14 protein-coding genes are annotated in these 22,317 nt (G+C 33.9%); all 14 read left to right on the forward strand.

Features of this window, described 5'->3' with window-relative positions; all coding sequences use genetic code 11:
* Positions 1-346 precede the first annotated feature (346 nt).
* Positions 347-1,423, forward strand: coding sequence for a glycosyltransferase family 4 protein (locus BUB45_RS11770; RefSeq protein ID WP_073009390.1), 1,077 nt, complete (start codon positions 347-349; stop codon positions 1,421-1,423).
* Between the two features lie 382 nt (positions 1,424-1,805).
* Positions 1,806-3,215 (forward strand): NADP-dependent phosphogluconate dehydrogenase, encoded by a 1,410-nt coding sequence (gene gndA / locus BUB45_RS11775; protein WP_073009393.1) that lies wholly within the window; start codon positions 1,806-1,808, stop codon positions 3,213-3,215.
* Between the two features lie 1,467 nt (positions 3,216-4,682).
* A complete protein-coding gene (locus tag BUB45_RS11780; RefSeq protein ID WP_084723645.1) occupies positions 4,683-8,483 on the forward strand; it encodes a S8 family serine peptidase in 3,801 nt (1,266 codons plus the stop codon).
* Between the two features lie 390 nt (positions 8,484-8,873).
* The gene (locus tag BUB45_RS11785; RefSeq protein ID WP_073009396.1) at positions 8,874-9,410 is read left to right on the forward strand and encodes a DUF1572 family protein; all 537 of its coding nucleotides are present in this window, start codon (positions 8,874-8,876) and stop codon (positions 9,408-9,410) included.
* Positions 9,411-9,772: 362 nt separating this feature from the next.
* Positions 9,773-11,233 carry an APC family permease gene (locus BUB45_RS11790; protein WP_073009399.1) on the forward strand — a complete coding sequence of 487 codons (1,461 nt, stop codon included), beginning with the start codon at positions 9,773-9,775 and terminating at the stop codon, positions 11,231-11,233.
* A gap of 155 nt (positions 11,234-11,388) precedes the next feature.
* The gene (locus BUB45_RS11795; protein WP_073009421.1) at positions 11,389-12,123 is read left to right on the forward strand and encodes a glycerophosphodiester phosphodiesterase; all 735 of its coding nucleotides are present in this window, start codon (positions 11,389-11,391) and stop codon (positions 12,121-12,123) included.
* Between the two features lie 450 nt (positions 12,124-12,573).
* Positions 12,574-13,773, forward strand: coding sequence for a glycosyltransferase family 4 protein (locus tag BUB45_RS11800; RefSeq protein WP_073009424.1), 1,200 nt, complete (start codon positions 12,574-12,576; stop codon positions 13,771-13,773).
* 11 nt (positions 13,774-13,784) lie between these two features.
* Positions 13,785-15,065: a glycosyltransferase gene (locus tag BUB45_RS11805; RefSeq protein WP_073009427.1), complete on the forward strand. Its 1,281-nt coding sequence runs from the start codon at positions 13,785-13,787 to the stop codon at positions 15,063-15,065.
* Between the two features lie 38 nt (positions 15,066-15,103).
* Entirely contained in the window at positions 15,104-16,360 is a 1,257-nt protein-coding gene (locus BUB45_RS11810) for a nucleotide sugar dehydrogenase (RefSeq protein ID WP_073009430.1), read from the forward strand.
* A 24-nt stretch (positions 16,361-16,384) separates the two neighbouring features.
* Positions 16,385-17,209 (forward strand): ABC transporter permease, encoded by an 825-nt coding sequence (locus tag BUB45_RS11815; protein ID WP_073009433.1) that lies wholly within the window; start codon positions 16,385-16,387, stop codon positions 17,207-17,209.
* Positions 17,210-17,231: 22 nt separating this feature from the next.
* On the forward strand, positions 17,232-18,128 hold the full coding sequence (locus tag BUB45_RS11820; RefSeq protein ID WP_073009436.1) for an ABC transporter ATP-binding protein: 897 nt from the start codon (positions 17,232-17,234) through the stop codon (positions 18,126-18,128).
* Positions 18,129-18,215: 87 nt separating this feature from the next.
* Positions 18,216-18,944, forward strand: a complete 729-nt coding sequence (locus tag BUB45_RS11825) for a hypothetical protein (protein ID WP_073009439.1) — start codon at positions 18,216-18,218, stop codon at positions 18,942-18,944.
* A gap of 5 nt (positions 18,945-18,949) precedes the next feature.
* Positions 18,950-21,589: a glycosyltransferase family 2 protein gene (locus BUB45_RS11830; RefSeq protein WP_073009442.1), complete on the forward strand. Its 2,640-nt coding sequence runs from the start codon at positions 18,950-18,952 to the stop codon at positions 21,587-21,589.
* Positions 21,590-21,751: 162 nt separating this feature from the next.
* On the forward strand, positions 21,752-22,317 hold a 566-nt coding region (locus BUB45_RS19905; protein ID WP_170861752.1), incomplete at its 3' end, for a hypothetical protein.

Genomic DNA, 22,317 nt, shown 5'->3' on the forward strand with positions numbered 1-22,317 from the left:
ATGGGTGGAATATAATCCGTTATTTTCAGATATAGCGAATAAAACAAAGCTAGCCCCTTACGTATCTCATGTTCGTAATGATGATTCAGGTTATGATGTAAATAAACGAAAATGCGTTTGAATAGTGGGTAAACCAAGGAAGTTTGAACAATTTTTATTAGAAAAATTTACCATAATAAAACCTTTTTTCGAATTCGAAAGGGATAACACTTCCAAAAATAGCCTATCATGTTTTAATAGTGTGTACAATATAATTTGCTAAAAACTGCTAGGATTCGATATAATTTAAGTCGATTATAACATTTTAGCGAAGAAGAAACTCAGCTAAGAATAGTAGGAGAATAATATGATAAATTATGTAGACTTTATGATAGCTTTTGTCATTGCAGCTGCCACTTCCTTTCTATTGACCTATCCGGTGAAAAAATTTGCCGTTTTTGTGGGTGCTGTAGATTTCCCGAACTATCGGAAAATACATACGAAGGTTACGCCTCGTTTAGGTGGTTTAGCTATATTTTTAGGAATGGGAGCAGGGTTATTATATTTACAGCCGAGCCATCCACACTTAGCTGAAATAGCTGCTGGAGCAGTAGTTATTATAGTAACTGGTGCATTAGATGACCGATTTGGCATCCAACCAGTTGTGAAGTTAACCGGACAATTAATTGCAGCTTCCTTTTTAGTTTCTTCAGGACTGATTATTGAAAAATTAACGCTTCCACTTTTTGGAACAGTAGAATTGGGATTTGCCAGTGTATTAATTACAGTACTCTGGGTGGTAGGAATTACAAACGCTATAAATTTAATTGATGGGTTAGATGGTTTAGCAACAGGGGTAACAACGATTGCTTTAATTAGTATTAGCGTCATGGCATTTATTGATATGCAAATGATGGTTGCGTATTTATGTGTTGCCTTAATAGGGAGTAACCTTGGGTTTTTATACCATAATTTCTACCCTGCTAAAATTTATATGGGAGATACGGGATCTAATTTTTTAGGTTATATGATCGCTGTCGTTTCCATGCTCGGTTTATTTAAAAACGTGGCATTATTTAGTTTTGTAATTCCGATTATTGTGTTAGCTGTACCTATATTTGATACGTTGTTTGCAATTGCAAGAAGAGCATATAATAAGGAAAATATTATGATGCCTGATAATAAGCATATTCATTATCAACTATTGCAGGCTGGGTATAGTCATCGCAAAACAGTGTTAATTATTTATGGTTTTAGTGCATTGTTTGGCACTTTGGCTGTGCTGTTTTCCAATGCAAGTATTACGGTTTCCTTTATTATTACCGTTATTGTGCTTATTTTATTGCATTTATTTGCTGAAATGGCAGGTATCGTAATGGGAGGAAAGCGACCTGTATTGCGTATGCTTCGTTTATTGGTTACAAGAAAGAAAAAAAATCGTTAATGCGTGGAAGTCTTTCAAGTGATTATCTACGCTACAAGGATAAGACGTAAAGTCTATGAGCAACGGAACATATACGTGCTTATACAGTGTGTACGCATTCTTCCGCTGGAAATAGGAATACGAAGGCATAAACGTAATCAATCGTCAAAATGTGAAAAGTTTAATATAATAAAGGAAGAATTTATTCTGGGGATAAGATGCTGTAACAATCGGACTTTAAGAATAGGAAGATGCGCTTTGGACAAGTTTAAGTGGAGATAACAGCATCTAAACTCTGATACATTCATCAAACAATCAGTGGGAAAGGAAAGAAAACCTCACTTATTGAAGCTGCACTTTATAATACATGAAGCATGATTAGAGAAGGGAATGACCTACAAACATGGAAAAACAACAAATCGGTGTAATTGGCCTAGCAGTAATGGGTAAGAACTTAGCGTTAAATATTGAAAGTCGTGGGTATTCGGTTGCTGTTTATAACCGTTCAAGTGATAAAACAGATGCTTTCTTAGCCAATGAGGCAAAAGGAAAACAATTTAAAGGTGCAAAATCAATTGACGAATTTGTTGCATCATTAGAAAAGCCTAGAAAAATTTTATTAATGGTGAAAGCAGGAGCTGCTACGGATGCTACGATTGAGTCACTTCTTCCTCATTTGGATAAAGGCGATATTTTAATTGATGGTGGAAATACACTTTATGAAGACACGATTCGTCGTAATAAAGAACTAGAAAAATCAGGCATCCATTTTATTGGTACAGGTGTCTCCGGCGGGGAAGAAGGAGCATTAAAAGGTCCTTCCATAATGCCAGGTGGTCAAAAAGAAGCGCATGAATTAGTGGCTCCCATCTTTGAAGCTATTGCAGCTAAAGTAGATGGAGCAGCATGTACCACATATATTGGTCCTAATGGTGCTGGGCACTATGTAAAAATGGTGCACAACGGTATCGAGTATGGCGATATGCAGCTAATAGCTGAAGCTTATTTTATTTTAAAACATGTCCTTGGTATGGAAGCAGACGAGTTGCATGAAGTGTTTGCTGATTGGAATAAAGGCGAATTAGATAGCTATCTTATCGAAATTACGGCAGATATTTTTACGAAGAAAGACGAAGACACAAATCAACCATTAGTAGATGTCATTTTAGATACAGCAGGACAGAAGGGAACTGGAAAGTGGACAAGTAAAAATGCGTTAGACTTAGGGGTACCTCTTCCTTTAATCACGGAGTCTGTATTTGCGCGGTTTATTTCTGCGATGAAGGATGAGCGTGTACATGCAAGTGAGCAGTTACATGGTCCTGAGAAAAAGCCATTCAATGGTGATCGAAAAGCGCTTATTGAAGCAGTTAGAAAAGCTTTGTATATGAGTAAAATTTGTTCCTATGCTCAAGGGTTTGCACAAATGCGTGCACAATCGGAAGAAAATAACTGGGATCTAAATTATGGCGAGATAGCTATGATTTGGCGTGGTGGCTGTATTATTCGTGCGCAATTCCTACAAAAAATTAAAGATGCGTACGACAGAACACCTGACTTAGCGAATTTATTACTGGATCCATATTTTAAAGAGATTGTAGAAAATTATCAAGATGCTCTACGAGAAGTTGTCGTAGTTGCAATTAAGCAAGGCATTGCTGTTCCTGCTTTTGCAAGCGCGATTGCTTATTACGACAGTTATCGCTCTGCTGACTTACCAGCTAATTTAGTACAAGCCCAACGTGATTACTTCGGTGCTCATACGTATCAACGAAAAGATAAACCAGGCGTGTTCCACACCAACTGGTTCTAATAACGAACAAAGCTCGGGGAGCCCGTTTAGCAACGTAGCGAATGGAGATAAAGGAATGAGTCCACTAAAACCGACACTCCTTTTTCAGTCGGCTTTCCTCTTATCGACAAACCGATGATGACGTATCGTAGGGATTTGGTGAAGAAGTCGCCTCGTTGCTGGGGGATGGAGCCAGACGTGGCCTGGTAGGTTACAAGCAGCTAATTGTATATATTCTTATTTCTCAACATAAACCCTCTCCACATCAAATGGAGGGGGTTTAGTTGTGGTGCTTAAAGTGGAAAATAATGTTAAGTAGCTCGAGCTATAAAAAATTCGCTTGAGTTCAATAAAAATTCGCTGGAGTTCACAACCAATCTACTTGAAGTTCACAACTTTTTCGCTGAAGTTCACAATTTAACAAGGATGTCAGATTGTAAATCATTTTACTATACAACCATTTCATACTACATATGGAATTTTCAACAATCAAAACATACCACATAAAACGAAATTATGCAGAATTTGACGAAAACTACTAAAAAAGTCCTACTTCTACAATATAGTTATGTATAATTTTTTTGTTTTATAATATAAGCAAAAAGATAGCTTTCGCCATAGAATTATAATTAGGACAAGTTTTTCTCATAAGCAAGGCGGAGCAAGATGCACATAACGTCGGTAGTTCCGTGCATGGAACAGCCTGAGCATCCAAGCTATCATCTCGTGGATTCAATCGATCAAATGTTGTCCCTTCCCTTTTGCTCCGCACAGGATGAAGGACAGCATCCAAATGGGATGCTCACCCACTGAATAGATGATGATAAACACCCAAAATCCCGAATTAAGTAGTCGCCCCTAAATCTGTACTCTCACTCCCCAATGAAGTAAACCTCGAAAAGATTAAGTCAAGCATCGGATCCATATTCTCAAGCCGAAAAATAAGTTTTCGTACCTGAAATGCTATAAAATAAAGCTAGTCATTTTGATTTTCAATATTTTGCATAGTTCAAAAGTTTGATAAAAATATGTATATATTTGTCGAAATTTCCCAACTGCCCTATTAACATGCAGGACTATTTACACTTCCTTCAATCTAGTAACTTTATTATGCTTTAATATATCGGAAAATTTAGATTAATAGAAAGGGGGGGATTGCTTGTTTTTAAATATGAAATAAAATTTGTCGATCCAGAAAAACTACCATGAATAGCTTGAGATAGCTACTCTATTAAAAAAAGCAACTGCAGACATGTTTTTTGAACAAAAAACGGCAGTTTATGTCATGAAAATGTAGTATGAAACAAGTTTTTCTAACACTATAGGAAAGTATAAAAGTTTAAAGGTTTATAGTATAAGAAAAACTATGCCTTTCGCCATAAGGACTTGGCGAGAAGCCAAGTTTTTCTAAGGATTTTATCCATTGGTGTCTTTTCTAGTAATGGATTGCATATCAAAATATCTACCATTTTATAAGGGGGAAAATGAATGAGGTTTACACCAGCAATGAAACGTTCTTTTATGATTTTATTAATATTTTTACTCACTTTTAGTAGTTTTTCAACTATCCACGCCGTCGAGCAATTGCCAGAAATGAAGAACAAGCCTGATGTTTCGTCTGAACCATTAAAACAAACAGAAAATCCAGATGAGAAAACGCGTGTTATTGTAGAGGTAGAGGATGAACCGGCGATTGAAAAGGCAACGAAAAAAGGTATTATGTTTAATCAAATGCCGAAAAATGAAAAAGAAAAACTGGAAAACGATGCCAAGAAAAAGCAAAAGTCGGTAAAAGAAGAAATGAAACAGAAAAAAGTCGATGTAACGTATCATGAAGAATTTACAACAGTTGTAAATGGCTTTAGTGCTGAAGTAAAACAAGGCGATCTCGATAAAATAAAAGAGATTAAAAATGTTAAAAAGGTGCATACGGTAAACGAATATGAGCGCCCAATTGCTAAGCCAGATATGAAGTATAGTAAAGAACTAGTAGAAGCACAGCAGGCTTGGAGGGAATATGATTTTAAAGGTGAGGGCATGGTTATCGGTATTATTGATACTGGTATTGATCCAACTCACCAGGATATGGCTATATCTAACGAGCAAACGGCGGATTTATCTGAAGAAGAGGTCGAACAAGTCGTAAATGACGAATCGCTTCCAGGTAAATTTTATAACGAAAAAGTTCCATATGGATATAATTATATGGATAAAAATGATGAAATAAGAGAAATACATGCAAATGCAAGTTATCACGGCATGCATGTAGCAGGTACGGTTGGAGCTAATGGGGATGAAGAAAATAGTGGTGTCATCGGGGTGGCACCAGAAGCGCAGCTACTTGCACTAAAAGTGTTTGGAAATGACCCTGAAATGCGATCTACTTTTGGTGATATTTATGTAAAAGCGATTGATGATGCGATTAAGCTTGGCGTAGATGCATTAAATTTGAGTTTAGGATCACCCGCAGGCTATGTAAATAATGATTCTCCTGAACAACAGGCTGTTTCTCGTGCCGTAGAAAATGGCGTTCTTATGTCTATTTCTGCAGGAAATTCTGCTTTATTTGGAGATGGGTTTGCTTATCCAGATGTAAATAACCCAGATTACGGTGTAGCAGGCTCGCCTGGTGTTTCTGATGATTCGCTTCAGGTTGCTTCGTTTGAAAATACGTTTATGCAAGTAGATCAGTTAGCGTATACGATAGATGATCAACAAGGTACAGCAGCCTTTCTGTCGGCAGGTAACACGGAGCCTAAGCCAGATGGTACTTCTTATTCTCTCTTTCATGCTGGGCTTGGACAGCCAGAAGATTTTGAAGGCAAAGATGTAGAAGGGAAATTTGCCCTAATGCAACGTGGAGAATTGGCGTTTACAGATAAAGTAATTAACGCGCAAAATGCGGGAGCTGCTGGCGCAATTATTTATAATAACACAGATGGTATTGTTAATATGGCAACTGAAGCTGAAATTACCATCCCACAGTTATTTATGTTAAAGAGTGATGGAGATAAGCTCGCACAGGCTATTGCAGAAGAAAAGCAAGTAAATATTGCTTTTACAGGCGATAGTGCAACGATAGACAACCCAGATGCTAGAAAAATGAGCGCATTTACTTCTTGGGGACTTACTCCAAATCTAGACTTTAAACCAGAAATTACAGCCCCAGGTGGACAAATTTATTCTACATTAAATGATAATAAATATGGTTTAATGAGCGGAACATCGATGGCTGCACCACATGTAGCAGGAGGAGGGGCTCTTGTTTTACAGCGTGTGGATGAGGAATTTGGATATGAGAAGGCTGATCGGATTGCATTAGCCAAAAATATGATGATGAATACGGCAAAGCAAGTACAGTTTGAAGAAGAACCAGTATCTCCACGCCGACAAGGTTCTGGTATGATGCAACTTCACGCGGCACTTACTACCCCTATAGTTGTGACAGAATCTAACACGAAAGAAGCCAAGGTCGCTTTAAAACAAATAACAGAAGATCGCGTGTCTTTTGAACTAACAGCTGAAAATTTCCAAGATACAGCTGTATCCTATGAAGTGAATGCAAATGCGCAAACAGATACGTCTGCAAACAGTGGAGATGATCTCGTTACAGCTCCAAATCTATTACCGTCTAATGATTTAGGAGACGCTGTGACCATTAATGGGAAAAAACAAGCTACGATTGAAGTACCTGCAAACGGAAAGACAACTTTTACGGTAACCGTTGATGTAAGTTCTGTCAACAACGAGTTAGCAAAAGTATTTACAAATGGTTACTGGTTAGAAGGATTTGTTACATTAACCGATCCGACAGACACATATCCAGAACTAACGGTTCCATATGTCGGTTTTAAAGGTGATTGGGATGCAGCTTCGATTTTTGATGCGCCAGTATGGGAAGAAGATTCATTTTATGGTATGACAGGGGTTGTAACTTCAACTGGCGAAGATAAAAATGGTGATATGCAATATAATTTTTTAGGAGAAGATTTAAATACAGGTGACATTAACCCTGAGAAGATCGCCTTTTCTCCAAATGATGATGGTGTAAAAGATGATGCGCTTCCGATATTGTCATTTTTAAGAAATGCAAAGGATGCCAAGTTTACTGTACTGGATGAACAAGGAAAGAAAGTTCGTACCATTCGTTTAGAGACTCATATTAGGAAAAACTATTATGATTCTGGAAAAGGAGACTATTATTCTATTTCGTCAGATCGAGCTTGGGATGGAAAAGTGAAGGGGAAGATGGCCCCAGAAGGAAAATACTATTTACAAGCAGAAGCAAAGGTTGATTATGAAGGTGCTGAATGGCAGAAACTAAAGCTTCCAGTAATTTTAGATACAACTGCTCCAGAAGTAGAAGCAACGTATAATTTTGATAATGAAATGCTTACTGTAACAGCAAAAGATGCTAAAAAAGGGAGTGGCGTCGCTTCTTGGGAGATTTTCGTAAATGATGAACCTGTGTTAGAAGAACCGTATGTGAATGGAGAAAAGGAACATCCTTTATCAGAAATTGATGAAGATGCAAACATAACAGTAAAAGTGACAGACTATGCAGGAAATGAAACGGAAGTAGAAGCAGAAATGCAAGAGCCTGATAAAACCGCACCGGACTTACGTTTGCATGCTCCAGAAAATCTAGGGGCTCATGCTAAGCGAGAAGTTGTTTTCTCTGGTTATGTAACAGATGAAACGGATGTAAAGGAAGTAACAGTCGATGGAAAAAAAGCAAAGCTTGATTTTAATGAAGAAAAAGACCGTTATGAATTTTCCTTACCTGTGAAACATAAAAAGGACGGGTATTATTTTAAACGGGTGAAAGCAGTGGACACACTTGGCAACGAAACAGAAATAGGCCGACGCTATTTTGTCGATACGAAGGAAGCTAAATTAAATGTAAAAGGAAAAAAGAAAACAAAGCAAGATACAATTACTGTAAAAGCAAGAGTTCGCGACAACTTTGACGATATTAATGTATTTGTTGATGGCGACCATGTCTATACACATGAGCTTTCCCAACCTTATGGTGATAACCGTTTCGATCAGCTTGTCGAAGTAGAACTAGACTTAGAGGATGGGAAAAACGAATTTGAGTTTAAAGTCGTCGATGTAGCCGGAAATGAAACCGTTAAAACGTACGAAGTAACAAAACAAAAAGAGAGCAAAGAAGACGAAGAGGATAAAGATGATGATAAAGACGGAGGCATAGAGGACAACTTCTTTTCCTATCTATTTTCCCAATTATGGATCATGTTCGGTAAATTATGGTCGATTTTTGGTTAAGTAAATGAGTTAAATGTCAGCAAGGCTCGGCGCTAGATTAGTGTCGGGTCTTTCTTTGCACTTTATGTGAATATTTTTAGGTGCAGTAAGACTCTCACTTCATGAATTGGAAGATATGAGCAGACCAAGTCTAAGTTGGAGATAAGAGCACGTACTCCTTTTTCGTAAGAGGTCTTTAGATCCATACCCTTGGGCTACTAAACAATTAATAGGGGTGAAAGAAAGCGATTACTTATTGCAGGTTCGCTTTATATTATAGGAGTCCATTTCTAATAGGAAAAGCCCTTACAGGCGAGCTTTTTCAACAAAACGGCAATGTTTTCACTATAAGTGTTTGGCAAGAAGCCCCTTTCATTTAAAATAGAAGAAATTAACATGGAGGTTGAAGCGATGACTTTAGGGGATGAATATATACGTATTATTAAACAAAGGTTTGTACAAATCAAGGAGCAAGGGGAGGGCGCTTTTCAACAGTTGAATGAATCGGATATACATTGGACATTGAATGAGGCTTCCAATAGTATTGCTGTCATTGTAAAACATTTACGAGGCAATATGCTGTCAAGATGGACGGATTTTTTAACAACTGACGGAGAGAAAAGTAATCGACATCGAGATCAGGAATTTATTAACACTGTCGATTCAAAACAGCATATGCTTACTTTGTGGAATGAGGGCTGGTCTGTCTTATTTGCAGCATTAGAACAGTTAACGGCTGCGGATTTGCAAAAAAATGTAAGGATTCGCGAACAGCCCATTTTAGTTTTAGATGCGATTGAAAGACAGCTTGCTCATTATGCTTCCCACGTTGGACAAATTATGTTAATTGGCAAGCAGCGAAAGGGAAATGAATGGAAAAGTTTAAGCATTCCTAAAGGAAAATCTGAAGAGCATTTAAAAGAAATGAAGCAAAAATATAATAAATAGTTTCTCACGTTGGCATTATGTTTTTTGTACTATAGAAGAGAAAAAAATTTTATACAATGGAAATCATCATGGTTCACTTCTAATGATCTATGATGGTTTTTATGTTTATTCATTTGTCATAAGCTTATCCATTTATGCTGTGAAACACTTCCTTGAAGTTTAATTTCTACATGAAACAGGAATAAGGAAGAATATATATTAAAACTTAACGTTCAAGATGTATTCTACATGAGAGAGGCAAAAAAAGCTTCTAAACAGCAATTTTAGGCTTATAGTCCATTTGTTCGTTTACTACAAAACATGATAGGATTTTACAAGTAAACAAAATCGTAGTTTTTAAAACTAAAGGAGATTCCAATTTTATGGAAGAAAGAACGACGCTGAAGAAATCTTTAAAGGCTCACTGGGTATGGGCGATCGCTTTAGGTTCATCAATTGGTTGGGGTGCATTCGTTCAACCGACCACATGGATGGCAACAGCAGGTCCACTAGGGGTCATTATCGGTTTGAGTATTGGAGCAATATTAATGATGCTCATTGCAGTAAGTTATGGTTTCTTAATTAAAAGCTTCCCGGTAACAGGCGGGGAATTTGCCTATGCTTTTATAAGTTTAGGTCGGACACATGCATTTATTAGTGGATGGTTTTTAACGTTAGGATATATTTGCATTGTAGCGTTAAATGCATCTGCCTTTGCTTTAATGTTTAAATTTGTGTTTCCCACATTGATTGAAAACTTTCCACTTTATCAAATAGCTGGTTGGGACGTTTATGGAATGGAAATTATTATTGCTTCCGTTGCTTTAGGGACATTTGGTTATTTTAATATTCGAGGGACAGGCATTTCTGGTCGCATGCAATTTTTATTTTGCAGTGTGATGATTGCTAGTATCTTAATGATTACATGGATGGTTGGGGCACAGCCGGGAACAGGTCTTTCCAGTGTACAACCTTACTTTCCTTCTGACACAACTGCTTGGGCTGCTATTATATCTATCGTAGCCATTGCTCCTTGGGCGTATGTTGGCTTTGACAATGTACCACAAGCAGCCGAAGAATTTCATTTCTCATCTAAAAAAGCATTTTCCTTAATTATTATGGCGATCTTTTTTGCAGCTGTTTTGTACAGTTTAATGATTTTAGCCACTGCTATGACACAGCCATGGGAAGGCTTAGTCGCAGAGGATCATGTATGGGGAACAGGAGCAGCCATTCAAGAATTGCTTGGCACCATTGGCTTAGTGCTCTTAGTAACGGCATTAACGATGGGAGTATTTACGGGGTTGAACGGGTTTATTATTTCTTCAAGCCGTCTACTATTTGCAATGTCACGAGCTAAAATAATACCTGCCAGCTTTTCAAAACTGCATCCAAAATATAAAACTCCCTACATTGGGATCATCTTTACTGTCGTCGTTTCTGCATTTGCTCCATGGTTTGGAAGAGAAGCACTATTATGGGTCGTCGACATGTCTTCTATAGGTGTAACCATTGCTTATTTTTATACTTGTTACACGGCGTTTACATTATTTAAAACAAAGAAAACAGTCGCATTCAATCCGAAGAAACATATCGTTTCTCCATTTAAGAAAACCATTTCAGGTGTTGGGATGCTAGCTAGCTTAATCTTTTTAGCATTATTATTAATACCTGGATCACCGGCTTTTCTCGGTATAGAATCTCAAATTGCCTTGGTCGTGTGGATTGTGCTAGGTATTGGCTTTTATTTGGTGAAACGTGGAGAGTTTAATAAGATTCCAAAAGAGGAGTTAAATTACTTAATATTAGGATCGAAAGAGATTGAGGCGGAGAATCGATTGTGATGAAAAAATTGCTAGAAAAAATTCTAGCAGTTTTTTCATTTTACGTTGTTATTTACATAAAATTTACATGTTAGTTATAGAAAATTAATAAATTCAAATTATAATAGAAGATAAACTACAACTTGAAATTATTTTTTTGATAAAGGGGAATGTACATGCGTATACGTGGTGTTGCTCATAGAGGCTATCCAGCTAAATACCCGGAAAACACAATGGCTTCATTTAAAGCTGCCGTTCATTTGAATTTCACCCATATTGAATTAGATGTACATTTAAGTAAGGATGGCGTACCAGTTGTTATGCATGACCATACCATTGATCGTATGACAAATGGGCAAGGAGAGATTAGATCCTTTACCTTGGCAGAATTACGTAAATTCAAAGTAAATCATATGGAGAACATTCCTACATTAGAAGAGGTGTTGTTATTTGTAAGAAATCGTGTTACTGTTTCTATTGAAATGAAGGATACGAAATTATACCCTAATTTTGAAGAACGTGTTCTATCTGTAATTGAAAAAACAAATATGATGGAACAAGTTTATATTATATCTTTTCATCAACAATCATTAAAACGCCTGCGAAAACTTTCAGATAAAATAGAATTAGGACTGTTAGTCAATAAACTTAAACGGTCGCATTTTCGGTTGGTAGAAAAGCTACATGCAAATTATATAGCAGTGAACCATAAAGGCGTAAAAGAATCTTACATTAAAAAATGTCAAGCAATCGGTGTTCAACTCGTCGTTTGGACAGTCAACACGAATGAACACATGAACTATTTTCAACAATTTCCATCTGTACTTGTTACAACAGATAACTTAGAGAAGTTCATGACCGTTACTAATCGCCCAAATGAAACACCCTGCTTAAAGACAGTTCACGCATAACTACAATGAAACATTTTGAATAGCCGCACGGTACCCTTGTGTTTGCAAGGGTTATTCTCATTTAGCTAATGCTGTTAAGTGAGTTTTGTACTATAGGAAAGTATAAAAGTTTAAAGGTTTATAGTATAAGAAAAACTACAGCTGTCTCCATAAGACTTGGCGATAAGCCAAGTTTTTCTAAAAAATGTGGTTATAAATTAGATAAATGAAACTAGAAGAGGTTAAACTAAACTAACTCATCAAGAAGTTGTATAAAAATAGATTGGAGGCAGCGTCTTTTCTATTTTTCACTATGGAAAAACCGCCATTTACTATGGGAAGCGCTTGTTCGTGCGTTTTCTAAGAAATATATGCAAATAGCAACTGCTAAATTTTTCATTTTATCTTATCGAAAAATGTAAAGTTGTGATAAAATAAACTAGGTGTTCATTTTCAACTAGGAGCGTTAAAATGACAAGAAAAGTATTAATTATGACACAAAATTTTTATCCTGTTATTGGTAGTGCGGGAAACCGTATGAAAAATATTTTTCAATTATTAAATGATAAAAATATTGAAACACATGTCTTGACTACCGAGCCAGCTTATCCAAATAAGAATTTATATAAGGATGATCAGTTTTGGGATGATGACAATATCGCAAAAGATGAAAAAAAAATAGTAAGAGTCCCCATTAAAAACAATCATTTCTCTAATCATATATTAAGTAGATTGTTTTTCTATGTAGAAATTATGTGGCGCTTTTTATTGAAGTTATGGAAGTTAAGAAAAGAAAAGTATGATTACATATATGTATCTACCCCTCCTATTTTTATTGTGTTTGCTGCTTTTGTAGGAGCATTTTTTATGAAAGCAAAAGTAGTTTTAGAAGTTAGGGATTTGTGGCCGGACAGCTTGATAGGGGTTAAAACATTTGATTACCCAATTATCATCAAATGTTTTCGTGTTTTGGAGAAGCGTATGTATAATAAGTCTGATTACATAGTTATAAATAGTTTGGGGTTTGAAGAACATATATTATCAAAGCTAAAAAACAAAGCCAAGAAAATAATCTATTTACCAAATGGACCAAGAAAACAAGAAATCGTTTGCGAAAAAGAGCGGCAAAGTCAATTTCGCGTTGTTTATACTGGTAACTTAGGATTGGCACAGGATGTAGATCACCTAAAGAAAATGGCTTCTTTATTTCACATCCATGATATTCGTTTTGATGTATTAGGTTATGGGATGAAAACGAAAGAGTTTAAAGAACATGTTGAAAATAATGACTTGTCTAATGTTTATATGCACAATCCAACGACTAGAAAAAAAAGTCTGCAACTTATTAAGCAATCCAATTTGTCTATTGCTTTTTTAAATGATAATCAAGTATTTGAAACGGTATTACCGGGAAAAGTAATTGATTATATGACTTGTCAAACACCAATAATAGCAGGAATTAAGGGAACCGCAGCAAAGATAATTGAGACAAATAAAGCTGGCTTTGTGTTCGATCAAGATAATATTAGTGAAATGATTAAAAAGGTTCTCGAATTAAGAGAAAATCCTAATCAACTGCAACACCTAGCTGAAAATTGCACAAGAACTATTAGGGAAAACTTTCTATGGGAAGAAAACATTGAGAAATTAACGGAGATTATTGACAGATAAGAGGTAATTACATGAAGCGTGTAGGTATGTTTGTTTGGAATCATTTTACAAATGACGCAAGAGTATTGAGAGAATGTACCAGTCTCTCTAAAAATGGATATGATGTAGAACTCATTTGTATTGATGACCCAAATGATCCTAATGTTAAAAGATATGAAGAAGTAAATGAAAACTTTCGAGTATATCGAATGAAGCGCTACCCGCCGACTTTGCTGTTGTTGCAAAAAATGTATCGATTTGCAGTCGGTAAAAGGTGGCCATTGATTCCTTTAGTCATAGTATGGGGCTTTCTCGTTTATTTATTGCCATGGATTGTTGTTCCGTTGACTATCCTTGTAGGCTTATTATTAAAGACAAAGGTTCGAGTTGTGTGGATACGAGCTGCATTAATCTTAAGAATGATGATGAAGGGGCACCGTGGTAAATATGATATTTACCATGCAAATGATTTAAACACGATGCCTCAAGCCTATGTGAGCGCAAAATGGAGGTTGGATAAGAAACCGCTAATATATGATTCCCATGAAGTGCAAACAAGCCGAACTGGTTATGATAGCCCTTGGTATAAACGATTTGAATTGTTTTTCATTAAAAGAATAGATAGTATGATGGTAGAGAACGATACAAGGGCAAAGTATAATGAAGACTTATATGGGTTTTATCCGCATGTATTGCATAATTATCCTTCTTTAGAAATACAGCAAGTAGATGACAAAATTAATCTTCATGAAATGTTGCAGCTACCACCAGATGAAAAGATTTTGTTGTATCAAGGTGGGATTCAAGCGGGAAGAGGGCTTGAAAAATTAATTGAAGCGTATCCGTTATTTAACGAAGGCACCCTTGTATTTATAGGTGATGGGAAAATTAAAGAAAAGCTTGTAGATATGGTAAAGGAAAAAGGGTTAGAGGAACATATCCGTTTTATTCCAAAAGTTCCTGTGCGAGATTTACCTAAATATACAAAAAATGCCTATCTTGGTTTTCAAGTGCTAAATAATATTAACTTTAATCATTGGTCTGCATCATCAAATAAATTATTTGAGTATATGATGAATGAGGTACCTGTAGTTGCTTGTAATTTTCCAGAAATTAAACGGGCTGTGGAAGAAAGCGAAGTAGGTATCACTATTGACCCACATGATCCTGAAGAAATAGCAAAAGGTGTTAACTATTTATTAGAAAATCCAGACAAGCGTGATTATTTTAGTGCTAATTGCAAAAATGCCCGAAAAAAGTATAATTGGGAAATAGAGCAACAGTATTTACTTGAAGTTTACAATAAATTTTAAACACAAAATATTACTAAGGCAGAAAGAAGGGCATTACAATGAAGATATGTACTGTAGGACTTGGATATATAGGGTTACCAACATCGATTATGTTTGCGAACTATGGAGTTGACGTGTTAGGTGTAGATGTAAAGCGTGAAGCTGTAGAAATGTTAAACAACGGTCAAATTCATATTGAGGAGCCTGGTTTACAAGAGGCGTTAGACAACGCAATTGGATCAGGAAAGTTTAAAGCTTCTTTAGAACCGCAACCTGCTGATGTTTTTATTATCGCAGTTCCTACTCCGAATAATGATGATCAATTTAAATCAGCAGACCTTAGCTATGTGATGCAAGCTACAGAAAACATTATTCCATTTCTGGAAAAAGGAAATGTTGTTATTGTAGAATCGACTATTGCTCCTCGAACAATGGATGATTACGTGAAACCTAACTTAGAAGAAGCTGGTTTTGTTATTGGAGAGGACATTTATTTAGTTCATTGTCCAGAACGTGTACTTCCAGGTCAAATTTTAAATGAATTAATTTATAATAATCGAATCGTCGGCGGAATTACGCCAGCATGTACAGATGAAGGTGCAAAAGTATATGAAACTTTTGTTAAAGGGGATATTATTAAGACCAATGCAAAAACGGCAGAAATGTCGAAGTTGATGGAAAATACATTTCGTGATGTAAATATTGCTCTAGCCAATGAATTAGCCAAAGTGTGTAACGAGTTAGATATCAATGCTCTAGATGTTATTGAAATGGCGAATAAACATCCTCGTGTTAATTTGCATACTCCAGGACCAGGAGTAGGTGGGCATTGCTTAGCAGTAGATCCTTATTTCATAATTGCGAAAGCACCAAATGAGGCAAAACTAATTAACCTATCTCGTCAAATCAACAAATCTATGCCTCAATATGTAATCGACGCTGCAGATAAGTTATTAGCAAAATACAATGGTAAAAAAATCACAGTGTTCGGTTTAACTTATAAAGGAAATGTAGATGATATAAGAGAGAGTCCGGCAATGGAAATATATGAAGCGCTGAACTCCCGCCCGGAATATGAAGTGGTGGCTTATGATCCACATGTTAAATTAAGCTTCGTAGAACAGGATTTAGACAAAGCATTGACAGATGCTGATTTAGTGCTTGTACTAAGCGATCATAATGAATTTAAAGAACTAAACAGCCCAAGTTTCAAAAAAATGAATGTACCGCAAGTATTTGATACAAAAAACATCGTGAAGTCTCATGCTGATCAAATGCAGTATATCAACTATGGTAACTTATATAAATATCTTTAAATTCTGGGTAAAGGAAGCAATTTTATGTTTAAAGAAATAAAACAAGTATTGCAGGAGCAATTTCAGTATAGAGATTTAATTTTTAGGATGGCTTCATTTGAGATAAAAGCAAAATATCAAATTCATTATTTGGGAGCCATATGGCAAATTTTAAATCCCTCCATACAAATAGCAATATACTGGTTTGTTTTTGGGCTAGGAATACGAGGAGGCAATCCAGTTACAACCAAGTTAGGGGAAGTTCCATTTTTTCTTTGGATGCTAATGGGGCTAATCCCTTGGTTTTTTATAAGCCCTTCTATTGTGGGGGGATCAAATAGTGTGCATCAAAAAGTAAGCTTGGTTTCAAAAATGAAATTTCCAATTAGTTTGCTACCTACTACTAAACTTTTTGTTAATAGCTTCCAGTTTATAACAATGTTATCACTTTTATTTATTGTTTTATTTATATATGGGATTTATCCAACTTTACATTGGATACAGTTGGTATACTATATTGGATGTTTGTTTATATTCTTGTTTTCTTTTGCGCTCTTAAGTTCAACTATAGCGACTTTAGTTAGAGATTACCAAATGTTATTACAGTCAATGATGAGGATGTTACTTTATTTATCCCCTATTCTTTGGGATCCAAATGGTGACAGAGTCCCAGACTGGATAAGTAATATATTAAAATTAAATCCATTTTATTATATACTTACTGGAATAAGAAGTTCATTTTTAGGAGAGTCTTGGTTTTTTGAGGATATGACCTATACCATATATTTCTGGCTTTTTACATTCGCCTTGTTGTATTTTGGAGCAAAAACGCATTTGAAGTTTAGAAATAATTTTATGGACTATTTATAAAAATGAAATAAGGTGTAGATGGATGAATTTAAAAGTTGAGTTTAAAAATGTTTACAAAAGCTTTAGCATGCACGCTAAACAGTCACAAAAATTATTAGAACTGTTCTCACTTAACAAAAAAGGTAAAAAAGAAAAAAGATTCCAAGCTGTTCGGAATGTTTCATTTAAGGTTTTTGAAGGAGAATCTGTAGGTATAATAGGGCTCAATGGATCAGGAAAATCAACATTATCGAATTTGCTTGCTCAAGTAATTCAACCTACTAGTGGGAATATTGATATATATGGTGAAACTTCTTTAATTGCTATCTCAGCTGGATTAAATAAAAATCTAAACGGATTAGAAAATATTCAATTGAAGTGTATGATGCATGGTATTAGTAAGGAAGATATAAAAAGGTTAACACCTGATATAGTTAAGTTTGCAGATATAGGAGATCATATATATCAACCTGTTAAAAATTATTCTAGTGGTATGAAATCAAGATTGGGTTTTGCTATAGCAGTGCATACTGATCCAGATATATTGATAATTGATGAAGCTTTGTCAGTAGGGGATTCAACTTTTGCTGAAAAATGTTTAATTAAGATGAATGAATTTAAAGAGAAGGGTAAGACAATTTTTTTTGTTAGCCATTCAGCCGGACAAGTTAAAAGATTTTGTAATAAGGCAATATGGATGCATTATGGAGAAATTAAATCATTTGGGGATATTCAGGAAGTAACATCTGTATATCAAGAATTTATTAAGTGGTTCAATAATTTAACTGAAACAGAAAAGGCCCGATATAAGAAAGAGAGTTTAGAGGAACAAGCTGTTTTATCACACAAAGATAAAAATTCCCGTGACACTGCTTTTTTAAAGAATATTGCTGTAATTTTACCAGTTATACTATTTGGGGTTTTAGTGGTTTTACAATGATTTTAAAATAAACATTAAATTAATGTAAACAAACGAGAATTACAGAATAACTTTTAATAATAAAAGAAGAATAGAGGAGGGGGTAAGATGTCAGAGAACGTTATTATGGATGATAAAAAAAGGGATTGGATTATCTCAAATCTAGTTGGCAGGAATATTCTTGATATATCTTTTGATGCCGACCTAGCTGTTTTGGGGGACTATAAAACTGTAGAATATTGTAATTTTATTCTTAACAAGGAATGCTATATAGAAAACTGTTCAACTGTTCATGACTTAATGGATTATGATTTTGCTAATTTAAAATATGATACTATAGTTTTCAATAAGACAATATCCGACCAAAAGTATATAGGTATTTTACTAAAAAAAATGATGCCTATAATATCGGATAAAGGAAAGTTATTATTTTCATTAGATCTAGTTAAAGTTAAAGAATTAAATTTTGATACGTATCAAGGTTTATTGTTAAATTACCTTTTTTTGGATGGTGTTTTATATTGTACTTTTAAAAAAGATATAAGTAACCACCGTATACAGTTAAATAAAAGTAATTTAAACAAAACTTCTTGCGAGGAGATTAAAAAAATAGAAACCTTAGAACAGAGAAATCGTAATTTGAATGAACAATTAAGACAGGAAAAAATTCAAAAATTAGAAGCGAACAGAGAATTGTATCAAGAATATGAAGATACAGAAAAGTTGTTAAATAACCTCATTATTATGGAAAGAAAGTATAATGCATTAATGAACTCTAAATTAGGAAAAGTAACGCTTAAGTATTGGGATATGAAAAATAGAAAACGAAGAAGGTGAGGTTAATGAATAATTTTAACTCTAAGTATGAAGAAAAGTTAAACAAGATTAAAGAAAGAAAAAAAGAATTATTAAAAAACATTGATACAGAAAAAGAAATTGTCAAATATTTAAGAGAAAATGATCAGTCTTGGTATTTCTTTTTAAAAGACAATCTAATTATAGAAAAAGAAAAAAAATTAAGTAAAGAAGAGTATTTACAAATTAAACAACGTAAGTTTGACAATGAATACTTAGGTTTAATCCGCAATAGGTTAAAATCCATTTCAAAAAGTAATGGATCAAGATTTTATGAAAAAATGAATACTAATATTGCTACCGTATGTGATTCGAAATTTTATAATACGTTCAAAGATACTGTGAATTTAGAGGTTGTTGATCCCCAGAAGAAACTTGATATCACCTTATACGAAGCTCTAATAATTAGTAGTTTTAATGAGAGCTTATGTGGTGAATGGGTTTATAATGATAAAGAAAACAACATAATTAATCAAATGTTGGCTATTGTAAATGAATTTCATAAATATGGAAAACCAGTTATATTTTATGATCAAAGAAAAGATGTAAATAATTATATTTTGGAAGTGGCTAAAAATAGTGATATTATTTTTACTACTACAAGAAATAAGTTAAGGTATTATCATGAAAATAATATATATAATGTGGAAATAGGTTCGTATACGATTAATCCACAGCTATTCAATCCGATAGGGATTTATGATATTCCAAGAGTAGATGGTGTTTTATATGAAGGAGACTGGGAAAATAACTTTCTTCAAGAAGAAATTCTTGATGGCGTTGTTAATAGTGATAAAAATTTGAAAATTATTGAGCCAGGGTCTATCTACAAAACTCCAGAAGAATATAATTATCCAACAAAATATTTAAAATATATCTCTCCATTAGATGGTTATACTTCGAAGGATTTTCATAAATTATATAATTATTCTATTGCTTTTAATGATATAGAACGAATTTATGAATTACAAGCAACAGGCAGTATAGTGATTTCTAATTATCACCCTTATATAAATAATAATTTTCCCAACGTATATACTGTAGATACGCAATTTGAAGTCATTAACGTATTAAATTCTCAAAACCCTCAAAGTATGTATCAGTTACAATTAGAGGGTGTACGAAATGTAATGAACAATTATACGTGTTACGAAAAAATGGATTTAGTATTAAACAAGGTTGGAATAAATTGTAATTTGAAACCTAGAAGAGTATTGGTTGTTGGATGTAGTAATAAGTCTAGAGAGCAATTTGAAAGGCAGTCTTACAAAAATGCCCAATTTGCTTTATTGAGTGAATTTAAAAATATTAATTTTTCTGATTTCGATTTCTTGGTTTATTTTAATGACAATTATTTTTATGAAGAGTATTACTTGGAGGATCTCTTAAATGGTTTTAAATATACAAATAGTGATTTTGTAGCAAAGAATGACAAAAATGATGCTATAAAGTCCTTTTCTTATATAAATGAAATAACAGATATATATAAAACAATGTTCCATATTAAATCATTTTTAAAAGAAGATATTATTAGTCAAAGATTCAAAACAAATGCTTATAATGGGTTTTGTATTGACCATTTAGAAGTTTCTCTAAAAAAAGATAAAAAACTAAAGGAAAGTAATGAATTAAAGGAATTATCAGTTATAGTGCCAATATATAATAATGGAAAATTTTTAGAATATAAATGCTTTGAAAGTTTAAAAAGAAGTAGCATTTTTAATAAAATGGAAATTATTTTTGTGGATGACGGTTCTACAGATAATGAAACCCTGAAGATTGTAAACAGGCTGTTTAGGTCTTATGATAACATTATTTTATACACTTTTAATGACTATGGTAGTGGAAGTGCTTCACGTCCTAGAAATAAAGGTATAGAATTAGCTACCTGTGAGTATGTCACTTATCTTGATCCAGACAATGAAGCGATTAATGATGGATATGCAAGGCTTTTATGTGATATTAAAAGTAGAGAGTCTTTAGATGTTGTAGTAGGTAATATTTCTAGATACGACTCTTCTTTAAATAAAAAAGAAATTAATTACTATAATACAGCATTTAAAATAACACATTCTGACATAGTAAGGAATCCAAAAGAATTACTAAAAAAATCTAACTTAAAAGTTCAAAGTATACAGGCGTTGATAGCTAAAAAAAGTTTAATAACAGATAATAATTTGAAAATGGTAGAGAGCGCAGCTGGCCAAGACACTTTGTTTTTTCAAGAACTACTAGTACATGCTAATGAGTTAAAAATAGTTAATATGAATATTCATGTTTACTATGCAGCAGTTGATAATTCGGTTACAAATACTGTTTCAAGTAATTTTTATAAAAAATATTATAAAGTTGAAAAGGAAAGAATCAAATTTCTCCATAGACACGACTTATTTGATATTTACATTAACAAAAAGTTCCCATTATATTTTGTCAATTGGTACCTAAAAAAACTAACATCCTTAAAGAAAGGTGAGGAGTCGGAGTCTTTAATTATTTTAAAGAAAATATATGACATGTATTCACCTTATGTAAAAATAGATGACGACTTAATAAAAATGTTTAGAAAATATGTAGAGCGGGGCAGGTACGTTGATTTTGTAATATACTGTAAAGAAAATTGTAAATAGATGGTTTTGTTCACTATTGAATAATTTCAGGAAGGTTGTAATTAGAGTCTTGAATATTTTGATTTAAATTATTTTGCATTATACTAGGGTTACTATCAGTACCTTAGTTTTTTACATAAAATAGAAACTTATAAAAAGTTTTATTTTTTGGAGGTGTTTAAATTGAGAAGAATTACTAGTATATTACTAATTTTTATTTTTACATTTGCGGTGTATTTGCCACTATCTGCAGTTGAAAAAGAAGATGCGTATAAATTTGTAGAATTAAAGAAAGATATTTTAATAAGTGAACATTTAACATTAGAGAAAGGCACTTTTGTTTTTGTAGAAGAAACGGAAAAAAATAAAAAATTAATTAATTTTGAGGGAAATAGTTTTTTGGTGAGTGAGGATTCTTTAAAGTATTTAACAAAATCAGAGAAAAAGGATTTGCTAGAAAAAGTTAATTATATAGATAATGACTCTATAAAAGAAGATAAATTCTCCTATCAAAGAGTAGATGAACTGTTTGGTGCAAATGGTGGGAAAATAAAAATTAAAAAGAACGAAACTGAAGAGGATGTTAAATTACCTGTTCATATATTAAATGGCGCTGAAGTTGTTTATATCGGAAATACAGTATTTTATGTTGATGAAACAGATTATGAACAAAATTTGCAGAGGAATGAGGAAGCAGTAGAGGAAGAGCAACTAGATGAGGAGAATGGTGAAGCAGTAGAGGAAGAGCA

This window comes from Virgibacillus chiguensis, assembly GCF_900129865.1.
Lineage (GTDB): Bacteria > Bacillota > Bacilli > Bacillales > Amphibacillaceae > Virgibacillus > Virgibacillus chiguensis.

Excerpts from the sequence above, each read along its gene's own strand:
- BUB45_RS11790 (WP_073009399.1), top strand. The coding sequence starts at position 9,773 with ATGGAAGAAAGAACGACGCTGAAGAAATCTTTAAAGGCTCACTGGGTA.
- BUB45_RS11830 (WP_073009442.1), top strand. The coding sequence starts at position 18,950 with ATGAATAATTTTAACTCTAAGTATGAAGAAAAGTTAAACAAGATTAAA.
- gndA (WP_073009393.1), top strand. The coding sequence starts at position 1,806 with ATGGAAAAACAACAAATCGGTGTAATTGGCCTAGCAGTAATGGGTAAG.
- BUB45_RS11820 (WP_073009436.1), top strand. The coding sequence starts at position 17,232 with ATGAATTTAAAAGTTGAGTTTAAAAATGTTTACAAAAGCTTTAGCATG.
- BUB45_RS11770 (WP_073009390.1), top strand. The coding sequence starts at position 347 with ATGATAAATTATGTAGACTTTATGATAGCTTTTGTCATTGCAGCTGCC.
- BUB45_RS11810 (WP_073009430.1), top strand. The coding sequence starts at position 15,104 with ATGAAGATATGTACTGTAGGACTTGGATATATAGGGTTACCAACATCG.
- BUB45_RS11815 (WP_073009433.1), top strand. The coding sequence starts at position 16,385 with ATGTTTAAAGAAATAAAACAAGTATTGCAGGAGCAATTTCAGTATAGA.
- BUB45_RS11785 (WP_073009396.1), top strand. The coding sequence starts at position 8,874 with ATGACTTTAGGGGATGAATATATACGTATTATTAAACAAAGGTTTGTA.
- BUB45_RS11800 (WP_073009424.1), top strand. The coding sequence starts at position 12,574 with ATGACAAGAAAAGTATTAATTATGACACAAAATTTTTATCCTGTTATT.
- BUB45_RS11795 (WP_073009421.1), top strand. The coding sequence starts at position 11,389 with ATGCGTATACGTGGTGTTGCTCATAGAGGCTATCCAGCTAAATACCCG.
- BUB45_RS11805 (WP_073009427.1), top strand. The coding sequence starts at position 13,785 with ATGAAGCGTGTAGGTATGTTTGTTTGGAATCATTTTACAAATGACGCA.
- BUB45_RS11825 (WP_073009439.1), top strand. The coding sequence starts at position 18,216 with ATGTCAGAGAACGTTATTATGGATGATAAAAAAAGGGATTGGATTATC.
- BUB45_RS11780 (WP_084723645.1), top strand. The coding sequence starts at position 4,683 with ATGAGGTTTACACCAGCAATGAAACGTTCTTTTATGATTTTATTAATA.